Source organism: Streptomyces sp. NPDC006476 (assembly GCF_040612015.1).
GTDB lineage: Bacteria > Actinomycetota > Actinomycetes > Streptomycetales > Streptomycetaceae > Streptomyces > Streptomyces griseorubiginosus_B.
The window spans coordinates 23587-44308 of the sequence record NZ_JBEXPK010000028.1; the positions used below are offsets into that span (position 1 = coordinate 23587).

At 70.9% G+C, this 20722-nt stretch carries 20 protein-coding genes; 3 read left to right on the top strand and 17 right to left on the bottom strand.

Annotation, left to right across the window (positions count from 1 at the left end):
• Positions 1 to 106 precede the first annotated feature (106 nt).
• From infB to rimP, 4 genes are all read right to left on the bottom strand, one after another.
• On the bottom strand, positions 107 to 3235 hold the full coding sequence (gene infB, locus ABZZ74_RS28875) for a translation initiation factor IF-2 (protein WP_356769787.1): 3129 nt from the start codon (positions 3233 to 3235) through the stop codon (positions 107 to 109).
• 146 nt (positions 3236 to 3381) lie between these two features.
• The gene (locus ABZZ74_RS28880; protein WP_356769789.1) at positions 3382 to 3678 is read right to left on the bottom strand and encodes a YlxR family protein; all 297 of its coding nucleotides are present in this window, start codon (positions 3676 to 3678) and stop codon (positions 3382 to 3384) included.
• 101 nt (positions 3679 to 3779) lie between these two features.
• Entirely contained in the window at positions 3780 to 4766 is a 987-nt protein-coding gene (gene nusA, locus ABZZ74_RS28885; protein ID WP_133047437.1) for a transcription termination factor NusA, read from the bottom strand.
• A 2-nt stretch (positions 4767 to 4768) separates the two neighbouring features.
• Positions 4769 to 5278 (bottom strand): ribosome maturation factor RimP, encoded by a 510-nt coding sequence (gene rimP / locus ABZZ74_RS28890; protein WP_356769791.1) that lies wholly within the window; start codon positions 5276 to 5278, stop codon positions 4769 to 4771.
• A 209-nt stretch (positions 5279 to 5487) separates the two neighbouring features.
• Here rimP and ABZZ74_RS28895 point away from each other — a divergent pair, with 209 nt between their 5' ends.
• From ABZZ74_RS28895 to ABZZ74_RS28905, 3 genes are read left to right on the top strand one after another with little or no spacing between them, the layout of a single operon-like run.
• A complete protein-coding gene (locus tag ABZZ74_RS28895) occupies positions 5488 to 6033 on the top strand; it encodes a hypothetical protein (protein WP_356769793.1) in 546 nt (181 codons plus the stop codon).
• Positions 6030 to 6506 carry a ferritin-like domain-containing protein gene (locus ABZZ74_RS28900; RefSeq protein ID WP_356769795.1) on the top strand — a complete coding sequence of 159 codons (477 nt, stop codon included), beginning with the start codon at positions 6030 to 6032 and terminating at the stop codon, positions 6504 to 6506. The genes ABZZ74_RS28895 and ABZZ74_RS28900 overlap by 4 nt, the downstream gene beginning before the upstream one ends.
• A 27-nt stretch (positions 6507 to 6533) precedes the next feature.
• Positions 6534 to 7445, top strand: a complete 912-nt coding sequence (locus tag ABZZ74_RS28905; RefSeq protein WP_356769797.1) for an aminoglycoside phosphotransferase family protein — start codon at positions 6534 to 6536, stop codon at positions 7443 to 7445.
• A gap of 20 nt (positions 7446 to 7465) precedes the next feature.
• Here the strand turns inward: ABZZ74_RS28905 and ABZZ74_RS28910 are convergent, their stop codons facing one another.
• The 13 genes from ABZZ74_RS28910 to ABZZ74_RS28970 form a co-directional block, all read right to left on the bottom strand.
• Entirely contained in the window at positions 7466 to 7666 is a 201-nt protein-coding gene (locus tag ABZZ74_RS28910; RefSeq protein WP_356769799.1) for a ferredoxin, read from the bottom strand.
• Between the two features lies 1 nt (position 7667).
• Entirely contained in the window at positions 7668 to 8255 is a 588-nt protein-coding gene (locus tag ABZZ74_RS28915; RefSeq protein WP_356769801.1) for a hypothetical protein, read from the bottom strand.
• Positions 8255 to 8479: a hypothetical protein gene (locus ABZZ74_RS28920; protein ID WP_356769803.1), complete on the bottom strand. Its 225-nt coding sequence runs from the start codon at positions 8477 to 8479 to the stop codon at positions 8255 to 8257. The genes ABZZ74_RS28915 and ABZZ74_RS28920 overlap by 1 nt, the downstream gene beginning before the upstream one ends.
• A 99-nt stretch (positions 8480 to 8578) precedes the next feature.
• A complete protein-coding gene (locus ABZZ74_RS28925) occupies positions 8579 to 10282 on the bottom strand; it encodes a proline--tRNA ligase (RefSeq protein ID WP_356769805.1) in 1704 nt (567 codons plus the stop codon).
• A 74-nt stretch (positions 10283 to 10356) separates the two neighbouring features.
• The gene (locus tag ABZZ74_RS28930; RefSeq protein ID WP_356769807.1) at positions 10357 to 10887 is read right to left on the bottom strand and encodes a GNAT family N-acetyltransferase; all 531 of its coding nucleotides are present in this window, start codon (positions 10885 to 10887) and stop codon (positions 10357 to 10359) included.
• A 54-nt stretch (positions 10888 to 10941) separates the two neighbouring features.
• A complete protein-coding gene (locus ABZZ74_RS28935) occupies positions 10942 to 11790 on the bottom strand; it encodes a GNAT family N-acetyltransferase (protein WP_356769809.1) in 849 nt (282 codons plus the stop codon).
• 98 nt (positions 11791 to 11888) lie between these two features.
• A complete protein-coding gene (locus ABZZ74_RS28940; RefSeq protein ID WP_356769811.1) occupies positions 11889 to 13676 on the bottom strand; it encodes an alpha-L-fucosidase in 1788 nt (595 codons plus the stop codon).
• Complete coding sequence (locus ABZZ74_RS28945) at positions 13673 to 15052, bottom strand: glycoside hydrolase family 28 protein (protein WP_356769813.1); 1380 nt, start codon at positions 15050 to 15052, stop codon at positions 13673 to 13675. The genes ABZZ74_RS28940 and ABZZ74_RS28945 overlap by 4 nt, the downstream gene beginning before the upstream one ends.
• Positions 15049 to 16479: a glycoside hydrolase family 28 protein gene (locus ABZZ74_RS28950; RefSeq protein ID WP_356769815.1), complete on the bottom strand. Its 1431-nt coding sequence runs from the start codon at positions 16477 to 16479 to the stop codon at positions 15049 to 15051. Before ABZZ74_RS28950 ends, ABZZ74_RS28945 begins: the two co-directional genes overlap by 4 nt.
• Positions 16480 to 16526: 47 nt before the next feature.
• On the bottom strand, positions 16527 to 17414 hold the full coding sequence (locus ABZZ74_RS28955; protein WP_356769817.1) for an ABC transporter permease subunit: 888 nt from the start codon (positions 17412 to 17414) through the stop codon (positions 16527 to 16529).
• A complete protein-coding gene (locus ABZZ74_RS28960; protein WP_356769819.1) occupies positions 17414 to 18310 on the bottom strand; it encodes a sugar ABC transporter permease in 897 nt (298 codons plus the stop codon). The genes ABZZ74_RS28955 and ABZZ74_RS28960 overlap by 1 nt, the downstream gene beginning before the upstream one ends.
• Positions 18307 to 19416 carry an ABC transporter ATP-binding protein gene (locus ABZZ74_RS28965; RefSeq protein ID WP_356769821.1) on the bottom strand — a complete coding sequence of 370 codons (1110 nt, stop codon included), beginning with the start codon at positions 19414 to 19416 and terminating at the stop codon, positions 18307 to 18309. Before ABZZ74_RS28965 ends, ABZZ74_RS28960 begins: the two co-directional genes overlap by 4 nt.
• Positions 19417 to 19420: 4 nt before the next feature.
• Positions 19421 to 20590 carry an extracellular solute-binding protein gene (locus ABZZ74_RS28970; protein ID WP_356769823.1) on the bottom strand — a complete coding sequence of 390 codons (1170 nt, stop codon included), beginning with the start codon at positions 20588 to 20590 and terminating at the stop codon, positions 19421 to 19423.
• Between the last annotated feature and the right edge of the window lie 132 nt (positions 20591 to 20722).

A 20722-nucleotide genomic window follows, 5' to 3' on the forward strand; every position in this document is an offset into this window, starting at 1 on the left:
CCACGCTCGACGCCGATACGGGAACCGTACACGCAACGGCCGGGGCCGATCGACGGAAATTCCGTGGAGGAACTTCCCCGCCGACCGGCCCCGATCGCGTGCTGGATCAGACGCGCGGCTTCTCGCGCATCTCGTACGTCGCGATGACGTCGTCCACCTTGATGTCGTTGAAGTTGCCGAGGTTGATACCGCCCTCGAACCCTTCGCGGATCTCGGTGACGTCGTCCTTGAAGCGACGCAGGCCCTCGATGTTGAGGTTCTCCGCGACCACCTTGCCGTCGCGGATGAGGCGGGCCTTGGTGTTGCGGCGCACCTCGCCGGAGCGGATGAGGACACCGGCGATGTTGCCCAGCTTGGACGACTTGAAGACCTCGCGGATCTCCGCCGTACCGAGCTCGACCTCCTCGAACTCCGGCTTCAGCATGCCCTTCAGGGCCGCCTCGATCTCCTCGATCGCCTGGTAGATGACCGAGTAGTACCGGACGTCCACGCCCTCGCGCTCGGCCATCTGCGCCGCGCGGCCTGCCGCACGGACGTTGAAGCCGATCACGATGGCGTCGGAACCCATCGCCAGGTCGATGTCCGACTCCGTGACCGCACCGACGCCACGGTGCAGGACGCGGATGTCGACCTCTTCGCCGACGTCCAGCTGGAGCAGGGAGGATTCCAGCGCCTCGACCGATCCGGACGCGTCGCCCTTGATGATCAGGTTCAGCTGCTGGACCTCGCCGGCCTTCAGCACCTTGTCCAGGTCCTCCAGCGACACGCGGCGCGTGCGCTTGGCGAACGCGGCGTTGCGCTCACGGGCGGCGCGCTTCTCCGCGATCTGACGGGCCGTACGGTCCTCGTCCACCACGATGAAGTTGTCGCCCGCACCCGGGACGTTGGTCAGGCCCAGGACCTGGACCGGCGTCGACGGGCCTGCCTCGGCGACGTTGTTGCCGTTGTCGTCGAGCATGGCGCGCACCCGGCCGTAGGCGTCGCCCACGACCATCGTGTCGCCGACCCGCAGCGTGCCTCGCTGGACGAGGACCGTCGCCACGGCACCGCGGCCGCGGTCGAGACGGGACTCGATCGAGATGCCCTGCGCGTCCTGGTTCGGGTTGGCCCGCAGGTCGAGCGAGGCGTCGGCCGTGAGGATCACGGCCTCCAGCAGGGAGTCGATGTGCAGACCCTGCTTGGCGGAGATGTCGACGAACATGGTGTCGCCGCCGTACTCCTCGGCCACCAGGCCGTACTCGGTCAGCTGACCGCGCACCTTGGTCGGGTCGGCGCCCTCGACGTCGATCTTGTTGACCGCGACGACGATCGGGACGTCGGCCGCCTTGGCGTGGTTGAGCGCCTCGACCGTCTGCGGCATGACGCCGTCGTTGGCCGCGACGACCAGGATCGCGATGTCGGTCGACTTCGCACCACGGGCACGCATGGCGGTGAACGCCTCGTGACCCGGGGTGTCGATGAAGGTGATCTTGCGCTCTTCGTCGTTGACCTCGGTCGCGACCTGGTAGGCACCGATGTGCTGGGTGATGCCGCCGGCCTCGCCCGCGATGACGTTCGTCTTGCGGATGGCGTCGAGCAGTCGGGTCTTACCGTGGTCGACGTGACCCATGACGGTCACGACCGGCGGACGGACGACCAGGTCCTCCTCGCCGCCCTCGTCCTCGCCGAACTCGATGTCGAAGGACTCGAGCAGCTCACGGTCCTCCTCCTCGGGGCTGACGATCTGAACCGTGTAGTTCATCTCGTCGGCGAGGAGCTGCAGCGTCTCGTCGGAGACGGACTGCGTGGCCGTGACCATCTCGCCGAGGTTCATCATGACCGCGACGAGCGACGCCGGATTGGCGTTGATCTTCTCCGCGAAGTCGGTGAGCGACGCGCCACGGGAGAGACGGATGCTCTCGCCGTTGCCGCGCGGCAGCATCACGCCGCCGACGCTCGGGGCCTGCATGGCCTCGTACTCCTGGCGCCTCTGCCGCTTCGACTTGCGGCCACGGCGCGCGGGACCACCGGGACGGCCGAAGGCGCCCTGCGTGCCACCACGACCGCCCGGACCACCGGGACGACCGCCGAAACCGGGACGGCCACCGCCGCCGGCACCCGCACCGGGACCGCCGGGACGGCCGGCGAAACCGCCGCCACCGCCACCGGGACCGCCGGGACGGCCGGCGAAGCCGCCACCGCCGCCGCCACCCGGACGACCGGCGAAGCCGCCGCCGCCCGGACGACCGCCGCCACCGCCACCGGGACGACCGCCGCCACCGGGACCGCGACCGCCGGGACCGCCGCCACCGGGGCGGGGGCCGGCAGCGGGACGCTGCGGCATCATGCCGGGGTTCGGACGCGGGCCGCCGGGGCCGCCGCCGGGACGGGGACCGCCCTGCGGACGGGGCATGCCGCCCGGGGTCGGACGCGAGCCGCCCGGAGCCTGCGGACGGGGACCGCCCGCCGCGCCCTGGGGACGGGGACCGCCCTGGCCCTGCGGACGCGGGGCGCCGCCGGGACGCTCACCGGGGGCACCGGGGCCGCCGGGTCGCGGGGCACCGCCCGGACGGGGCGCCTGCGGGCGCGCCATGCCGGTGGAGCCGCCGGAGGTGAAGGGGTTGTTGCCCGGACGCGGACCGGCCGGACGGGCACCGGGACGCGGGGCCTGGCCACCCGGACGCGGGGCGCCCGGACGGTCACCGCGGTCGCCGCGACCCTGGCCGCCCTGGCCGGGGCCACCGGGACGCGGGGCGCCCGGACGGGCGGTCTGGCCGCTGGGGCGCGGGGCGCCCGGACGCGGGCCGGAGCCCTGGGACGCGGGGGACGCGGGGGACGCGGGGGCCGACGGGGGTGCCGTGAACTCGGGCGTCGTCGGAGCCGGGGACGCCGGGGCGGGCCGCGGCGCGGGCTTCGGGCCCGGGGTGGGACGGGGGCCGGGAGAAACCGGCGCGGCGGGAGCCGCGGGCTTCTCGGCGGCGGCCGGCTTCGGGGCCGGCGGGCGCGGGGCGGCCGGTCGGGCGGCCTGCGCGGGAGAGGGGGCCGCCGGACGTGCCGGGGCAGCCTTGCGTGCGGGGGCGGCCTTGCCGCCTCCGTTGCCCTGCTGGAGGGCGTCCGTCAGTTTGCGGACGACGGGCGCTTCGATAGTCGAAGACGCCGAACGGACGAATTCACCGAGTTCCTGGAGCTTGGCCATGACGACCTTGCTCTCAACCCCGAACTCCTTGGCGAGTTCGTATACCCGGACCTTAGCCACTTCGCTCCTTTTAGGTCCGGGTGCGTCCGGACCGTCGCTACTTCATGGGCGTACTCATCGCGTGCTCATCGAGTGCTCATCGCAATCTCGACCTACTTCCAACTCGCGGGGTACCTAGGGCCGCACGGGGTTCCGTACGGCACGTCTTACGGTGTTGCCTGCTCAGCAACTGTTGTCTGCTCGACGTACTGGCGCAACGCCTTAATGTCGAGCGCTCCCGGGGCGCGCAGCGCCCGCGTGAACGCCCGGCGGCGTACCGCCTGGTCGAGACAGACCGAGACGGGGTGTACATACGCACCCCGGCCGGGCAGCGTACCGCGAGGATCGGGGACGCAAGCGTCCTTGATCGCCACGATGCGCAGCAGATCCGTCTTGGCCGCTCGTTCCCGGCACCCCACACAGGTGCGTTCAGGGCAGGCGCGGGCGTGCGTCCGGCCAGACACTCCTCAGTCTACCTCCCCGTACCGACCTCACCCCTCTGGGTGAGGTTTCGAACAGCCGCCGGGCAAGATCCGTCTCGATCCAACCCACCCCGGGCCGAGATCTATTCCCCGGCCTGCTCGGTGTCGGGCCGGATGTCGATCCGCCAGCCGGTCAGGCGGGCCGCGAGGCGGGCGTTCTGGCCCTCCTTGCCGATCGCCAGCGACAGCTGGTAGTCCGGCACCGTCACGCGCGCGGAACGGGCGGCGAGGTCGACGACCTCCACCTTGGAGACCCGGGCCGGCGAGAGGGCGTTGGCTACCATCTCGGCCGGGTCGTCGGACCAGTCGACGATGTCGATCTTCTCACCGTTCAGCTCGCCCATCACATTGCGCACCCGGCCGCCCATGGGGCCGATGCAGGCGCCCTTGGCGTTCAGGCCCGAACGGGTGGACCGTACGGCGATCTTGGTGCGATGACCGGCCTCACGGGCGATCGCGGCGATCTCCACGGACCCGTCGGCGATCTCCGGCACCTCCAGGGCGAAGAGCTTCTTCACCAGGTTGGGGTGGGTACGGGAGAGGGTCACCGAGGGGCCGCGCACGCCCTTGGCCACGCGGACGACGTACGACCGCAGCCGCATGCCGTGCGGGTAGGTCTCGCCCGGCACCTGCTCCTGCACGGGCAGGATGGCCTCCAGCTTGCCGATGTCCACGAGCACGTTCTTCGGGTCGCGGCCCTGCTGGACCACTCCGGTGACGATGTCGCCCTCGCGGCCGGCGTACTCGCCGAGCGTCGCGTCGTCCTCGGCGTCGCGCAGCCGCTGCAGGATGACCTGCTTGGCGGTGGTGGCGGCGATACGGCCGAAGCCGGACGGGGTGTCGTCGAACTCGCGGGGCTCCTGGCCCTCCTCGAGGTCCTCGGGGTCCTCCTTCGCCCACACGGTCACATGTCCGGTCTCCCGGTTGAGCTCCACGCGCGCGTGCCGGCGGCTTCCCTCGGTGCGGTGGTAGGCGATGAGGAGGGCCGACTCGATCGCCTCGACCAGCAGGTCGAAGGAGATCTCCTTCTCCCGTACCAAGCCCCGCAGGGCACTCATGTCGATGTCCACGGCTACGCCTCCTCTTCCTTCTTGTCGTCCTTGTCGTCCTTGCGGCTGAACTCGACCTGCACGCGCGCCTTCTCGACATCGCCGAAGGCGACTCTTCGTGCGGTGGCCTTGCGCCCCTTGACCCCGGGCACTTCGAGGTCGACGCCCTCGTCGTCGACCTCGAGGATCCTGGCGACCAGTTCGCCGCCCTCGGTCAGCTGGAACCTCACCAGCCGACCCTTGGCGCGCACATAGTGCCGGTGCTCCTTGAGGAGGCGTTCCGCGCCCGGGGTGCCGACCTCGAGGGTGTACTCCCCCTCGCCCATCGCGTCCGTCTCGTCGAGCTTCGCCGAGAGCGCGCGGCTCACATCGGCGATCTGGTCCAGATCCGCACCGGTGTCGGAGTCGACGACGACGCGCAGCACCCGCTTGCGTCCGACGGAGTCCACCGCGATCTCTTCGAGATCCAGGCCCTGGGAGCTGACGAGCGGTTCCAGGAGCTCTCGCAGCCTCTCGCTCTGGGTGGTGCTCATCCGGGTGACTCCTCGGCCGCGTGTGCTGTTGTGGGATGGTCGCGTGTCTGGTCAAAGGGTATCCGGTCGCAGGGAGTGTTGCCGTCCACCTGTGTACGGCCGGTGCCGATGAGCGGCACCGAACGTGAGCGCGGGTACCGTGATCACGGCGGAACACTCCCGCCCGTGTGTTCGCCCGATGTTCGTACGAGCCCCCGAGGACGTCACCCGTGCAGTACCCCCCACACTCGCGCACCCTCTCGGGGCCGCGCAGAAGATCCCTGCTCGCCTCCGCCGCCGGGACCGCCCTGCTGGCGGGCTGTTCGCACGGCTCCGGGGAGTCCGAGGAGAGCACCGGCGGCAGCCCGTCGCTCACCGCGAGGGCACGCGCGCGTGCGGCTCGGGAGAGCGCGGGCCTGCTGCAGCGGTACGACGCCGTGCTCGCCGCGCATCCGGCGGCGGCGGAGCGGCTGCGGCCCCTGCGGGCGGAGGTCGTGCGGCACACGGAGGCGTTCGGAGGGGCGGTCGCGAAGGGGAGCCCGGCGTCCGCATCGCCGTCCGCGTCGGCGTCGGCGTCCGCGCCGGCATCGTCGTCCGCCGCCGTACCGGTCGACGAGAAGGAGGCCGTCGCGCAGCTCGCCGCGGCCGAGCGGGCCCTGGCCGAACGGCGTACGGCGGCGCTCCTGGACGTGCCCGGGGAGCTGGCGCGGCTGCTGGCGTCGGTCGCGGCGGCCGGGGCGGCGCACGCGTTTCTGCTGACGGAGGGTGCCAGGTGAGCGACGAGAGCAGGCAGAAAGCGCTGAAGGCCCTGCAGGCGGCGCTGGCCGCCGAGCACGCGGCGGTCTACGGCTACGGAGTGGTCGGCGGCCGGATCGGCGAGGACCGGCGCGCCGAGGCCCGTGCCGCGTACGACGCGCACCGCTCCCGCCGTGACGCCCTCACCCGCGACATCCGGGACCTCGGGGGCACGCCGGTCGCCGCGGCGGCCGCGTACGCGCTGCCGTTCCCGGTGCCGGACCCGGCGGCGGCGGTGAAGCTGGCCGCGGAGCTGGAGGACCGGGTGGCCGGGGTGTACTCCGACGTGGTGCGCGCCACTGAGGGCGAGCGGCGGCGCTCGGGTGCCGAGGCGCTGCGGGAGGCGGCGGTGCGGGCGGTGCGCTGGAGCGGGGAGAGCGTAGCCTTCCCTGGGCTCGCCGAGCGGGCGGGCACGACCGGCACGACCTCCGCCTCGCCGACGCCCTCGGCGTGACCGGCACGGGAAGGGAACGACTCGGGTATGGCTTTCGAACCCCCGCAGCGTCTGGTGCGGGCGCTCCGCGAGACGGCACCGGACGGTGACGGCTGGCTGGAGAAGCTGCCCGAGGCGGCGGAACGGGCCGTCGCGCTACGCGAGTTGACCGTGGAGCGGGTGCAGGTGCCCGGGGGCCGCAGCAGCCTGGTCGTGCTGGTCCGGCGCCCTGACGGCAGCCCGGCCGTGCTCAAACTGGCGCCGCCGCGGTCGCGGCCGGGGGCCGAACGGGCGGCGCTGTCCCACTGGGGCGGCCTCGGGGCCGTACAACTCGTCGAAAACGTGACCCAGGACGATGCGCAGGACGGTGTGCTGCTGCTGGAGCGGCTGCATCCTGACGTCTCCGTGCGGTCGCTGCCGGAGGCGAAGGCGCTGCTGGAGGCGGCGGGGACCTTGCGGCGGCTGTGGGTGGAGCCGCCCGCCGGTCATGTCTTCGAGACGGTCGCCGAGCGGACGGGGCGGCAGGCGGAGGCGATGCGGGCCGGCGCGGGTGCCTTCGGCGAGGTGGCCGGACTGGTCGACGCGGCGCTCGGAGCGCGGGCCGAGCTGTTGGGGGCGCCGCCCGAGGGGCGGTTGCTGCACGGGACGTTCCGGCAGAGCAAGGTGCTGGCCGGGGAGCGGATGCCGTGGTTGGCCGTGGGGCCGGATCCGGTGGTCGGGGAGAGTGCGTTCGATCTGGCGCGGTTGGTGCGGGATCGGGTGGAGGACTTGATCGCCTCGCCGTCGGGGGCGGCGACCACTCGGCGGCGGGTCAAGCGGTTGGCCGAGTCGTTGGATGTGGATCAGGAGCGGTTGCGGGGGTGGACGTTGTTCCGGGCCGTGGAGTCGGGGGTGCGGGCCCTTCGGGTGGGGCGGGCGAAGGATGCGGAGCTGTTGCTCGAGTTTGCCGGGTGGCTTTGAGGTTGTGCCTGAGAGGGCGCTCACCTTGCCGTCAGTTTCCATGCGAGGACCGGGCAGGCCGACGCCGCTCTCCGGGCGCGTTTCAGGGTACGAGCCGGGACGGAAGTCCCGTCGACGAGCGGGTAACCCCACTCGTCCAACGCGACGTGTTCCGGGAGGAGTTCCGCGCACAGGCCGTGGCCTTGGCAGGACGTCCAGTCGATATCGATGCGCTGGTCCATGTCAGATCTCCCGGGGGACGGGGAGCAGGGGTGTGTGGTCCGTTGCGGTGCACAAACCCCTTGCGTGGGCGTCGAGTTCGGTGGTGAAGGTGGTGAACGCGCTGCGGACCAGGCGGACGGTGCCGTCGGGGTGGTGGCAGGCGCCGCGGCCCTCGACCAGACCGGACCAGCGGGACACATCGGTGCGGGCAGTGCCCTGGGGCCGGGGGTCGCCAGGCTCTGGAAGGGGGCCGCGATGCGGGGCAGGCCGTTGAGGCAGGGGCCGCACTGGCCGGCCGACTGGAGGGCCAGGTAGCGCAGGACCCGGGCCGTCTCCGCGGGGCCGCAGCGGTCGGTGGGGAGGGCAGCCAGGACTCCGGCGCCCATCGTCGTTGCGTCCAGGGAGAGTTGGGCCGCCTCCGCGGCCGGGATCCAGTTCGGAGTCGGTGCGGAAGCGGCTGCAGGCCGCGTCGACCTCGGCGAGGTGCCGGGCCAGCAGCAGGTTGCAGGAGTCCAGCAGGGCCGGGTCGGTGACGACCAGGCGGACCGTGGTGCCCAGGGCACGCCATTCGACGGCGGCCGTCGTGCGGGGCTCGACCGGCGCGCTCATCACGACGCCCCCGAGGTGGAGTCGGTGGAGCCGCTGCCGTTGGAGGACGTCAGGCCCCCCGTGGACGAGGCGGAGGAAGCGGTGTCGCTGGACGACGAGGACGAGCTCGTACCGCTGTTGTCGCTGCTGCCCGATCCTGTGCCACCGGTCGACCCGGTGCTGCTGTTCGTCGTCGAGGACACCGCGCTGGTGTCCGTGTGCATCGTGCCGATCAGCGCGAACATTCCGGCGGCGGCCGCCAGTGTGACGGCCGCCGCTGTCGCCGCGGTGCGCCGGGTCCCTCTGCGGACCGCGGTGCCCCCAGAGGTTTCTGAGGAGTTCCTTTACGCGGTGAGGCGGGCGATCGCCTCGTCCACCGTCAGCTCCTCGCGCTCACCGGTCCTGCGGTCCTTGAGCTCCAGCACGCCCTCGGCGGAGCGGCGGCCGGCGACCAGGATCTGCGGTACGCCGATGAGCTCGGCGTCGGTGAACTTCACACCCGGGGAGACGCCGGCGCGGTCGTCGACGAGGACGCGCAGGCCCACGGCGCGCAGCTTCTCGGAGACCTCCAGGGCCAGTTCGGTCTGCAGGGCCTTGCCGGCGGCGACGACGTGGACGTCGGCGGGCGCGACCTCCTTCGGCCACACCAGGCCCTTGTCGTCGGCGGTCTGCTCGGCGAGCGCGGCGACGGCGCGGGAGACGCCGATGCCGTAGGAGCCCATGGTCACGCGGACCGGCTTGCCGTTCTGGCCGAGGACGTCGAGCTTGAGGGCGTCGGCGTACTTGCGGCCGAGCTGGAAGATGTGGCCGATCTCGATGGCGCGGTCCAGCTTCAGGCCGGTGCCGCACTTGGGGCAGGGGTCGCCCTCCTGGACGACCACGACGTCGACGTACTCGTCGACCTGGAAGTCACGTCCGGCGACGACGTTCTTGGCATGGGTGTGGGCCTTGTTGGCGCCGGTGATCCAGGCCGTGCCGGGGGCCACGCGCGGGTCGGCGATGTACCGGACCTTCTCGCCACGGCCCTGCGGGCCGACGTAGCCGCGGACCAGGTCCGGGCGACCGGCGAAGTCGGCCTCGGTCACCATCTCGACGACGGCCGGGGCGAAGTGCGCCTCGACCTTGTCCATGTCGACCTCGCGGTCGCCGGGGACACCGACGGCGACGATCTCGCCGTCGACCTTGACGAGGAGGTTCTTGAGGGTGGCGGAGGCCTCGACGCCGAGGTGGGCGGCGAGGGTCTCGATGGTCGGGGTGTCCGGGGTGGGGATCTCCTCGAGCGCGGGCACGCCGTCGGCGTCCACCGGCTTCAGCTCGTAGGTGATCGCCTCGGTGTTGGCGGCGAAGTCGCAGTTGGGGCAGTCGGCGAAGGTGTCCTCGCCGGCCCCGGCCGGGGCGAGGAACTCCTCGGACTTGGAGCCGCCCATCGCGCCGGCGGTGGCGGCGCAGATGCGGTAGTCGAGGCCGAGGCGCTCGAAGATCCGCTGGTAGGCCTGACGGTGCAGGGCGTAGGACTGGGCGAGGCCCTCGTCCTCGGTGTCGAAGGAGTACGAGTCCTTCATCAGGAACTCGCGTCCGCGCAGGATGCCGGCCCGCGGGCGGGCCTCGTCGCGGTACTTGTGCTGGATCTGGTAGAGGATGACCGGCAGGTCCTTGTAGGAGGACGCCTGGTCCTTCACCAGCAGGGTGAAGATCTCCTCGTGGGTCGGGCCGAGGAGGTAGTCGCCGCCCTTGCGGTCCTTGAGGCGGAACAGCTCCTGGCCGTACTCGTCCCAGCGGCCGGTGGCGTCGTAGGGCTCCCGGGGCAGCAGGGCGGGGAGCAGGACCTCCTGGGCGCCGATCGCGTCCATCTCCTCACGGACGACGCGCTCGACGTTGGCCAGCACCTTCTTGCCGAGCGGCAGCCAGCTCCAGATGCCGGCCGCGGTGCGGCGGACGTAGCCGGCGCGGACGAGCAGCTTGTGGCTGAGGACCTCGGCGTCCGCCGGGTCGTCGCGCAGCGTCTTCGCCATCAACTGGGACATGCGCTGGACCGGTGCGTTGGCCATGGTTCTCGTACTCCTGCCGGGAAAACGGTGATGGCTAGGAGGTTAGCCGGGGTCGCTGTGCCGGTGGAAATCCGTTACCGGCGGCGCAGCGGGAGGGGGGCGCCCATCACGGCGTACGGCTTCGGGGCGCTGGGGAACAGGACGCGGCGGGCCAGGTCCTCGTAGCCGAGGGAGTGGTAGAGACCGCGGGCCGGGCTGTCGGTGTCGATCGCGGACAGGATCGAGCGGGGTTCGGCGGCGCCGTCGGTGATGGTGGTGATCAGGGAGCGACCGATGCCACGGTTCTGGTAGCGGGGGTGGACGTGCAGCTCGGTGATCACGAAGGAGTCGTCGAGCCAGGCGTCGTGGCCCTGGGCGCGGAGGTAGGGCTCGACGACGGTCGACCACCAGTGGGTGCGGTCGTTCGGCATGCCGTACACGAACCCGACGAGCCGGCCACCGCTGGTTGCGCCGAGGGCGCGGGCTCCGGGGTAGGTCATGTGGCGCAGGACGATCTGCCGGCGGACGGCCACTTCGTCCGCGCCGAGGCCGAAGGCGACGGCCTGGACGGCGAGAGCCTCGTCTACGTGGGCGGGGAGGTCGAGGGGGCCGATGACGAGGTCCATGCGGGGGAGACTACAGGTCTCCCACGAGGCTCAGAACAGCCCTGTGAACAGCGACTAGAAGAGCACGCTCGTGAACGCGCCGACCTCCTGGAACCCCACCTTCAGGTAGGTCCGCCGCGCCGGGGTGTTGAAGTCGTTGACGTACAGGCTCACCACCGGCGCCACGTCGGCCAGGGCGTACCGCAGGACCGCCGCCATGCCGGGCGCCGCGAGGCCCCTGCCCCGGTACTCGGGGGCCACCCAGACGCCCTGGATCTGGCAGGCCTGCGGGGTCGCCGCGCCGATCTCGGCCTTGAAGACGACCTTGCCGTGCTCGTCGAGGCGGGCGAAGGAGCGGCCGGAGCCGACGAGTTCGGCGACCCGGGCCTGGTAGAGCAGACCGCCGTCGCCGGCCAGCGGGGAGACGCCGACCTCCTCGGTGAACATCGCCACGCACGCCGGCATGATCGTCTCCATCTCGTCCTTGCGGATGCGGCGGACGTACGGATCGGGGGCTATGTCGGCGGGCATGCGGTCGGCGACCATGAGCGGCTGGTGGGCGCGGACCTCGCGGGCGGGACCCCAGCTGGGTTCGAGCAGCCGCCACAGCTGGGTGGTGGCCTCGGCGGGGCCGACGATGGAGGAGCAGCGGCGGCCGGCCCGGCGGGCGCGGTCGGCGAAGGACCGCACGGCACGCGGGGTGGCGCAGATCGGGACCAGGTTGGCGCCGGCGTAGCAGAGGGACGTGAGCATGCCGTCCTCGTAGAAGCCCCACATCTCGCCGCCGAGCCGCCACGGGTCGAGGCCGGCGACCTGGACGCGGGACGTCACGAAGGCGTTCGCGACCGGCTCGCGGTCGAGGACGGCGAGCGCGGCGTCCAGGTCGCTCGGTTCGAGCACTCGGGAGGTGGTCTGGGTCAACACGTGCGGGACCTCACGCTGAGGGTTCTGCTGATCTCCGCACTGTACCTGCCGAATGTGGGCCGCGCCGCCCCGTGCGGCGACGCGGGAGGGCCCGTGCGTCAGCCGTGGCTCGTGGGATGGCCGTAGCCGACCTGTATCTCGTCGATCCGCAGCTGCTGGTAGAACGCGGGCACGGTGGGGGCGCCCCAGGTGGTGGGCACGTCGAGGCGGATGTAGCGGGTGCGCAGAGCGGCGGGGAGGTCGATGAAGCGGATGCCGCGGGCGCTCTCCAGCACCCCGGCCTTCACCTCACTCCATGTCGTTCCGTCGTCACTCACGGACACGGTGTAGTCCTTGATCCGCGCGGAGTCCTCCTTCCTGCCGAAGGTCTCCCGGTTGTATGTCGGCGACCATTCGCGCTGGTTGACGCCGAGGAAGGAGGCCTTGCGGACGCGGCCGAGGTCGAGGGTGTAACTGGCGGGCAGGACACCCTTGTTGTCGCTGTAGGTGTTGAAGTCGCCATCGGTGAGGGCGGGATCGGAGGCCTTGACCGCACCGGTCGGGTAGACGCCCTCGCGCACGGGTGCCGTACGGACCTTGAAGACGGTGTCGTACGGGTCCCAGTCGGTGACACCCTTGATGGTGAGGGTGCCGCCCTGCTGGTCGAAGTGGAACCGCTTGCCGGTGCGCAGGTCGGTGATCCTCTCGATCCGGTAGCCGTTGTCACGGATGCGGACCTGGTCGCCGGAGGTCGGCTTCGTGGTGACGTGGACGTACTGGGTCGTGCGGTCGGTGCGGCTGACGGTGATGTAGCCGTAGGAGCCGTCGTTCCAACTGCCGGGCTGCATACCGCCGTACATGAAGCCGCCGCCGTACACCCCGTGCAGGGACTGCCAGATGGGCGGGAGGTAGTCCTTCATCAGGTCGAGGAACTTCTCCTGCTGGGCGGGGAAGCGGCCGTTGACCATGGCGGTGAAGTCGGCGAGGGAGAGGATGGAGTTGCCCGCGTTGGCGATGTACCGGTCGACGTTGAGACCGGTCGACACCGGGCGGTCCTGGCCGTCGTACCACCAGCTGCCCGTGTCGGGGACCTTGTAGCAGGACTCGGTCAGGCGGGGCATCGGGGTCCAGATCGCCGACGGCTGGTCGTACGGCGGGGTCATGCCGACTTTCTGCTCATGGGACACCATGTCCATGATCGGGGTGTCCTCGTTGTTGTTGCTCAGGGTCATGTCCGGGCGCAACTGGCGGATCTGCTCGTAGAGCTGGTGCTGTTCCCAGTACTCGTTGTCGTTGTCGATCCAGAAGCCCGACAGCTTCCGGTACTTCTTCATGACCTCGAAGAAGTTGTCGTAGCTGAACTCGCCGAAGCCCTCGCGGGTGGTGAGGTCGACGTCGTGGCCCTTGTAGGCCGAGTAGGCGGCGGAGTCGAGGGTCTCGACGCCCTGCTCGTTGTGCCACTTGGGGTCGTCGGTCATGTAGAGGATGACCTTCAGGCCCTTCTTGGCGGCCGCGTCGATGAGTTCACCGAGGATGTCCCGCTTGGTCGAGCAGGAGCCGGGGATCGCCGACGGCCAGGGGCGGGCGTAGCCGAGGCGGGAGTGGAAGGTGGCGAGGACGATGTAGCTCGCGCGGATCTTGCGGGCCTCGTCGACCCAGTAGTCCGGGTTCCAGCCGCCGTCGGTGACGTCCTTCTCCCAGCTCGCGCAGTCGAGGTGTTTGGGCGCGGTGAACATGCCCCAGTGCAGGAACATGCCCGCGGTGGCGTTGCGCAGCATGGTCTGGCGGGGCGGGTACGCGGGGTGGTGCGCGGCCGCCGCCTGCGATGCGGGCGCGGCGAACAGGCCGCAGAGCAGGGCGAGTACGGCCACCCACAGCAGGTGGACGGTGCTCCGTGCGGGTCTCATGGATACGTGACCTCTGTTCCGTTGACGAACACTTTCCTCAGGACGAGATCCGGTGCGGACTCGATGACGTTCGGCTCGGCGATGCCCGTGAAGTCGCAGCGCTCGATGCGGATGTGGCGGAAGGGGTCGGAGTCCAGGCCTTCGAGGTTGATGGCGCGGCGGGCGCCGTCGTGGACCATGTCCTGGACGTGGACGTTGCGGATGACCGCCGGGCGGTCGCCGGTCTGGCCGGAGTAGCGGGTGGTCAGGTAGACGCAGTCCCGGTCGATCTGCCGTCCGGTGAAGCGGCGGACGTACACGCCGTCGATGGCGCCGCCGCGCTTCTTGTTGGTCTTCAGGAAGACGGGATGGCGAGGGTTGTAACGGCCGGGGAAGTCAAGGGGGTTGATGCGGCAGTCCTCGGCGAAGACGTCGTACACCCCGCCGGACATCTCGCTGCCGACGGCGATACCGCCCCACCGCCCGGAGAACACGCAGTCGCGTACGACGATGTTCCGGCTCGGCGTGCCGACCCGCAGTCCGTCCTCGTCGCGGCCGGACTTGACGGCGATCGAGTCGTCCTCGGTGTGGAAGCGGCAGCCGGTGATGTACACGTCCTCGCAGCACTCGGGGTCGCAGCCGTCGCTGTTGTTGATGCGGCCGATGACGTCGACGTCCTGGATCAGGATGTTGCGGGACAGCACCGGGTGGAGGGTCCACATGGCCGGTTCGAGGACCGTGACATCGCGGATGAGGATGTTCCGGCAGCGGTAGAACTGGACCATGTTGGGGCGCAGGTAGTGGCCGGCGCCGAAGACCCGCTCGGCGACGGGCACGCCCCGCTCGCCCATGCCGCGCAGCGCCTCCTGGTCGGCCGGTGCGCCGCCGCCGGGGTCGCGCCAGCTCTTCCAGGGGCCCGCCATGCCCTGTCCGTCGAGGGTGCCGGGACCGGTGATCGCTAGGTCGCGCCGGCCGTGGGCGTAGATGAAGGGCGAGTAGTTGTAGCACTCGGTGCCCTCGAAGCGGGTGAGGACGACCGGGAGGTAGTCGGCGGGGTCGGTGCTGAACAGGACGGTGCCCCGGACATGCAGGTCCACCCCGCTGAGCAGGTGGATCGCACCGGTGAGGAACACGCCCTCGGGAACGACGACATGGCCGCCCCCGGCCTCGTGGCAGGCCTCGACGGCCCGGCGGAAGGCGAGCGTGTTCTTGGTGGTGCCGTCGCCGACCGCGCCGTAGCGGCGGATGTCGAAGAAGCGGTGCGGGAAGGCGGGCGGGCGGATGCGGGCGAGGATGCGGGGGACGCGGGACCAGGGGTCGGCGGGGGCGCCGGAGGCCGGTGGCCTCGGCAGGGCGAGGGCGGCACCGGAGGCCTTGAGGAGCGTACGGCGCCTCATGGCGTCGTCACCTCCGTGCCGTTGACGGTGACGTGCCGTTCGGTGAGGTCGTCGGTGTACGTCACGCTGTCCGGGCCGCGGACCCCGGTGAAGTCGCAGTGGTCCAGATGGACGCCGTGGAGGTGGTCGGTGGCGAGGCCCTCGAGGTTCAGGACCGCCTTCGCTCCGTCCAGGCGGGTGCGGCGGACGGTGATGTCCTCGACGGTGACCGGGAGGGTGCCGTTCTCACCGCCGTTGTAGTTCGCGGTGACATAGACGGCCTCGCGGTCCACGTCCGTACCCGTGAAGTCCCGGATGTGCACGCCGGAGACGAAGCCGCCGCGCTTTTTGCTGGTCTTGACGTACAGCGGATACTTGACCGGGTAACGGCCGGGAAATTCAGGCGGGTTGACGACACACCGCTCGGCGAAGACGTTCCGTACCCCGCCCGACACCTCGCTGCCGACCGCGAGCCCGCCCCAGCGCCCGGAGAATCGGCAGTCCTGCACGACGACGTTCTCACTGGGCACGCCGACGCGCCGGCCGTCCTCGTCGCGTCCCGACTTCACCGCGACGCAGTCGTCGTTGGTGTCGAAGGAGCACTCGCTGATATGGACGTCCCGGCAGGCCTCGGGGTCGCAGCCGTCGGTGTTGTAGAGGGTGCTGTCGACGGTGACGCGGCGGACGGTGACATTGCTGGACAGCACCGGGTGCACGGTCCACATCGGCGGGTCGACCAGCGTGACGTCGCTGACCAGGACGTTGCGGCAGCGGTGGAACTGGATCAGCTGGGGCCGCAGGTGGTGCCCGGCGCCGAAGACCCGCTCGGCGACCGGGACGCCCGAACTGCCCATCTGGCGCAGGAGTTTCTGGTCGGGCGACTGGAGCTTGCCGTCGCGGTACCAGCTCTCCCAGGGGCCGAGCCGGGCCTGCCCGTCGATGATGCCGGTGCCGGTGACGGCGACGTTCTCGCAGCCGTGGGCGTAGACGAACGGCGAATAGTTCCAGCACTCGGTGCCCTCCCAGCGAGTGAGCACCGCGGGGAGGTAGTCGGCGGGGTCGGGGCTGAAGGCGATGACGGCGTTCTCGGTGACATGGAGGTCGACGTTGCTCCGCAGATGGATCGCCCCTGTCAGGTACCTGCCATCCGGTACGACGACCCGGCCGCCGCCCGCCTCATGAGCGGCGGCGACGGCCCGTCGGAACGCCTCGGTGCACGGGGTCACTCCCCCGGCGACGGCGCCGAAGTCCCGTATGTCGAACCGGCGTCCGGGGAATCGCGGCGGCCTGATCCGGGCGAGGATGGCGGGCACCCGGGCCCAGGGGTCGGCGGGGGCCGCCTCGGCGGGCGGCTGCGTCAACAGCGGGGCGGCCGCGGCCAGGCCCCCCGCGGCGAGGGCGGTGCGTCGGGAGATGCGGGCGGTGCGTCGAGGGAAGCTTGCGCGCAAGGGGGATCACCTGTTTCTTACGGACGGTGCGGGTACGGTCCGGTCGGTCAGCCGCGGGCCTGCTCCTCCCTCACCCGGGTGACCAGCTGCGTCGGATTGACGAAGCGCAGCGCGATCACCAGCAGCACCAGCATCGACGCCGTGTACATCACGGCCATCGCGTCGATCGACTGCTGCGTACGGATGCCGGCCGAGAAGACGGCGTAGTAGAGGGCGACGACCAGCGTCTGGCTGTCCGGGCCCGCGGTCAGGAACGTCAGCTCGAACATGCCGACCGTGCGGACGAGGACCAGCACGGACGCGGCGAGGATGCCCGGCACCAGCAGCGGCGCGAGGACCCGCAGCAGCACGGACGCCGTCCGCGCCCCGCACATCCGCGCCGCCGCCTCGATGCGCGAGTCGATCTGCTCGATGAACGGGGTCATGGTCAGCACCACGAACGGCACCGACGGCACGAGGTTCGCCAGCACGACCCCGGTCAGCGTGCCCGCCAGCTGGAACTTGTACAGCACGGTGGCGAGCGGAATGCCGTACGTCAGCGGCGGGACCAGGATCGGCAGCAGGAACAGCAGCAGGACCAGCTTCTTGCCGGGGAAGTCGCGGCGGGCGAGCGCGTAGGCGGCCGGGACGCCGACGGCCACCGACACCGCGACCACCAGCAGCGAGACCAGCGCGGTCGTCCAGAAGACCTGCCCCAGCGAGAACTCCCGCCAGGCCTCGCCGTACCACTTCGTCGTCCAGCCCTCGGGCAGCCAGCTGGTGAACCAGCGGGTGCCGAAGGAGTCGGCGAGCGGGACGCCCACGATCCCGGCGAGGTTGACCAGGAAGAGCCCGAAGACGAGCACGGCGGCCCAGGCACCGGGCTTGCGCCACCAGGGCCGCGGGCGCGCGGAGGCCTCCTTCGCCGGTGCGGGCGCCTCGAGTACGTCGGTCATCAGCCCTTGCCTCCCGTCGCCCCGCGGTACAGCAGCGAGCGCCAGCCCAGCACCAGGACGACCACCGCGAGCATCACCCCGGCCATCACCATCGCGATCGCCGAGCCCAGCGAGTAGTCGAACTTCTGGAAGGCCGCCTGGTAGGCCTCGATGGAGATGACGTGCGTGGCACCGCGCGGGTCGCCGACCAACTGCGCGGAGGGGAACACCGCGAAGGCCAGCACGAAGGAGAGACAGAAGGTGATCGCGAGGCCGGGGGCGAGCAGCGGCAGCATGATGTGCCGGAAGCGGTGCCACCGTCCCGCGCCGAGCGTGGCCGCCGCCTGCTCCAGGCTGGGGTCGATGCCGGTGAGGTACGACAGCGTCAGCAGGTAGGAGAAGGGGAAGCCGGTGATGACCAGCGAGGCCAGAACTCCCCAGTAGTTGTGCACGAGTTGGAGGGGCTGGTCGGTCAGGCCGAGGTCGTGGAGGATCTTGTTGAGCCAGCCGCTGGGACCGAGGTAGCCGAGCAGGCCCTCGGCGGTGAGGACCGTGCCCAGCGTGATCGGCATGACCAGGATCGTGGTCAGCAGCCGGCGCCCGCGGAAGGGGCGGCGGGTGCCGAAGGCGACAGGGACGGCCGCGAGGCAGTTGATCAGGGCGGCGGGCACGGCGAGCCTGAGGGTGATCCAGATCGTCTCGCGCAGATACGGATCGTCGAAGAACCGCCGGTAGTTGGCGAACGCTCCCCCGCCGTGCTGCGGCTGGAAGGAGAGCTGAAGGCCGTAGAGGAAGGGGTAGCAGAACAGCAGGACGAGGAAGACGACGCCGGGGAGCGCGAGCAACAGCGTGCGGTCGACCCCCCGTTCGGCGAGGCGATGGCGCAGGGCGGGCTTTCCCGTGCCGACGGCGCTCATGAGGCCGTCACCGCCTTCGGGTTGGCCGCCGCCGTCCGCGTACGGTCGTCGTCGGCCGCGAACACCAGCACCCGCTCGGCGGGCGCGGCCAGCCGCACTTCGTCGTCCGGGGCGAGCCGGGCGCGGGTACGGAAGTGGACCTGCCGGCCGTCCGACAAGGCCGCCTCGACGGCGAGTTCGCGACCGTGGTACTCGACGACCTCGACCCGTGCGGGCAGTCCGGCTCCCCCTTCGGCGACGACGTCCAGGTCCTCGGGCCGTACCGCAACCGTCACCCGGCCACCGGCGGCCGCACCGGACCGGTCCAGGCCGGTCAACCGGGTTCCGGCCAGGTCCACTTGGGCGTGTTCACCGTCGGTCGCAACCAGGGGGGCGTCGAGCATCGTGCGGTAGCCCATGAACCCGGCGACATAACGGTTGGCCGGACGGGCGTACACCTCCTCGGGTGTGCCGATCTGCTGTGTGCGCCCGTCACGCAGCACGACCAGCCGGTCGGCCAGCGACAGCGCCTCCTCCTGGTCATGGGTGACGTACACCGTGGTGAGGCCGAGACGCCGGTGCAGGCGCTTGATCTCGGCGCGCATCTCCAGACGCAGGGCCGCGTCCAGGTTGGACAGCGGCTCGTCCATCAGCACCAGACGCGGTTCGAGGACGACGGCGCGAGCGATGGCGACACGCTGCTGCTGCCCGCCGGAGAGCTGCCCGGGCCGCTTGTGCGCGTGCTCGGTGAGATGCACCAGCTCAAGGGCCCGGTCGGTGCGTTCGGCCGCCTCCGCCTTCGGCACCCGGCCCATCCGCAGCCCGAAGGCGACGTTGCCGCGGACGGTCATGTGCGGGAAGAGGGCGTAGTTCTGGAAGACCATGCCGAACCCGCGCCGCTCGGGGGCCAGTTGGTCGATGCGCTCACCGTCCAGCAGGATCGCCCCGCCGGTCAGCGGCAGCAGCCCGGCCAGACAGTTGAGCGCGGTGGACTTGCCGCAGCCGGAGGGCCCGAGCAGCGCGACGAACTCGCCGCCCGAGATCTCCAACTCCAGCTCGTGCAGCGCCTGGTGCCGTCCGAACCGGCGCGAGACACGCTCCAGGCGCAGGGTGTGGAACCGGGCCATGCGATCAACCGCCCGCCACGTTCCGGCTCCACAGGTCGAAAGCGGTGACCTGCTGCTGGGCCGGGAGGGACGGCTTCTTCGGGAACTGGTCGATCCAGGAGTCGAAGTCCTTGTTCCCGTACGTGGCGATCGTCTGCTGCGACTTGGCGGGAGCCATCGACAGCGGTACGTCCTTCACCGCCGGGCCCGGGTAGAAGTAGCCGTCGTCGTACGCCTTGGCCTGCTGCTTCGGCGTCAGGATCCACTTGATGAGGTTGAGGTCGGCGGACATGACGTCCGCGCTCACGCCCTTCGGTACGACCGCGTACTGGGCGTCGGTCACCCACGTCATGTCGTCGAAGTGCGCGACCGCCATCTTCTTCGGGACGGTGCCGAGGGCGCGCGGGTTGATGTACCAGCCGGTGGTGCTCTGGATCATGTCGACCTGACCGGAGGCGAGGTTCTTCATCGTCTCGGTGGTCCCGGAGGCGTACGGCGCCGCGTACTTGTCGAGCTCCTTCAGATAGGCCCAGGTCTTGTCCCAGCCGTGCTCGGGGTCGTTGGGGTCCTTGTCGCCGAGCAGGTACGGCAGTCCCATCAGCCAGGTGCGGCCGGGCCCGGAGTTGGCGGGGTCGGCGTACTGGTAGCGCTTGGGGTGGGCCTTGGCCCAGGCGAGCAGCTCCTGCGGGGTCCTCGGCGGGCTCTTGACCTTGTCCGGGTCGTACTCGACGAGCGGTCCGGACGGGTAGTAGACGATCGCCTGCCCCTTGCCCTGTGCCAACTTGGCCATGTCGGCGGCCGGCGGGAGATAGTCCGGACTGCCGATCGCGTCCTGGTGGGCGGCGAGGTCCGACCACAGGTTCTGCGAGAGACCGGCCGCGAGTCCGTCCGTGCCGGTGAGCACCAGGTCGATCTGGACCCGGCCGGCCTGCTGCTGCGCCTTGATCTTTCCGGCGAGGTCGGGCGCCGGGGCCTTGCCGTACGTCACCTTGCTGACGATGTCCGGATGCTCCTTGCGGAACTCCTCGATCATCCCCTGGGTGAGCTGGAGGTTGCCCGCCACATCGAGGATGTCCAGGGCGACCGGCTTGGAGGGCTTGGCGGGAATCTTCTGATCCGCCCCCTTGTCATCGGATGACTTGTCGTCGGGAGCCCCGCAGGCAGCAACGGCACCAATGAGCAGCAGAGCCGCCACAGCGAGCCGTGGTGCGTGGTGTCGACGAGCTTGACGAGCTCGGGAGCTGTACTGCTTTCGGAACACGGCGGCTCCTGCAGGCGTCGGCCGGGTGGGGGCCCGGCAATGAGACAGCGCTTCCTCGGTCCGTGT

Coding starts and splice junctions, on each gene's coding strand:
- rimP (WP_356769791.1), bottom strand. CDS start 5,278: ATGAGCACCACCCAGAGCGAGAGGCTGCGAGAGCTCCTGGAACCGCTC.
- ABZZ74_RS28905 (WP_356769797.1), top strand. CDS start 6,534: ATGGCTTTCGAACCCCCGCAGCGTCTGGTGCGGGCGCTCCGCGAGACG.
- ABZZ74_RS28910 (WP_356769799.1), bottom strand. CDS start 7,666: ATGGACCAGCGCATCGATATCGACTGGACGTCCTGCCAAGGCCACGGC.
- ABZZ74_RS28915 (WP_356769801.1), bottom strand. CDS start 8,255: ATGAGCGCGCCGGTCGAGCCCCGCACGACGGCCGCCGTCGAATGGCGT.
- ABZZ74_RS28920 (WP_356769803.1), bottom strand. CDS start 8,479: ATGTTCGCGCTGATCGGCACGATGCACACGGACACCAGCGCGGTGTCC.
- ABZZ74_RS28925 (WP_356769805.1), bottom strand. CDS start 10,282: ATGGCCAACGCACCGGTCCAGCGCATGTCCCAGTTGATGGCGAAGACG.
- ABZZ74_RS28930 (WP_356769807.1), bottom strand. CDS start 10,887: ATGGACCTCGTCATCGGCCCCCTCGACCTCCCCGCCCACGTAGACGAG.
- ABZZ74_RS28940 (WP_356769811.1), bottom strand. CDS start 13,676: ATGAGACCCGCACGGAGCACCGTCCACCTGCTGTGGGTGGCCGTACTC.
- ABZZ74_RS28945 (WP_356769813.1), bottom strand. CDS start 15,052: ATGAGGCGCCGTACGCTCCTCAAGGCCTCCGGTGCCGCCCTCGCCCTG.
- ABZZ74_RS28955 (WP_356769817.1), bottom strand. CDS start 17,414: ATGACCGACGTACTCGAGGCGCCCGCACCGGCGAAGGAGGCCTCCGCG.
- ABZZ74_RS28960 (WP_356769819.1), bottom strand. CDS start 18,310: ATGAGCGCCGTCGGCACGGGAAAGCCCGCCCTGCGCCATCGCCTCGCC.
- ABZZ74_RS28965 (WP_356769821.1), bottom strand. CDS start 19,416: ATGGCCCGGTTCCACACCCTGCGCCTGGAGCGTGTCTCGCGCCGGTTC.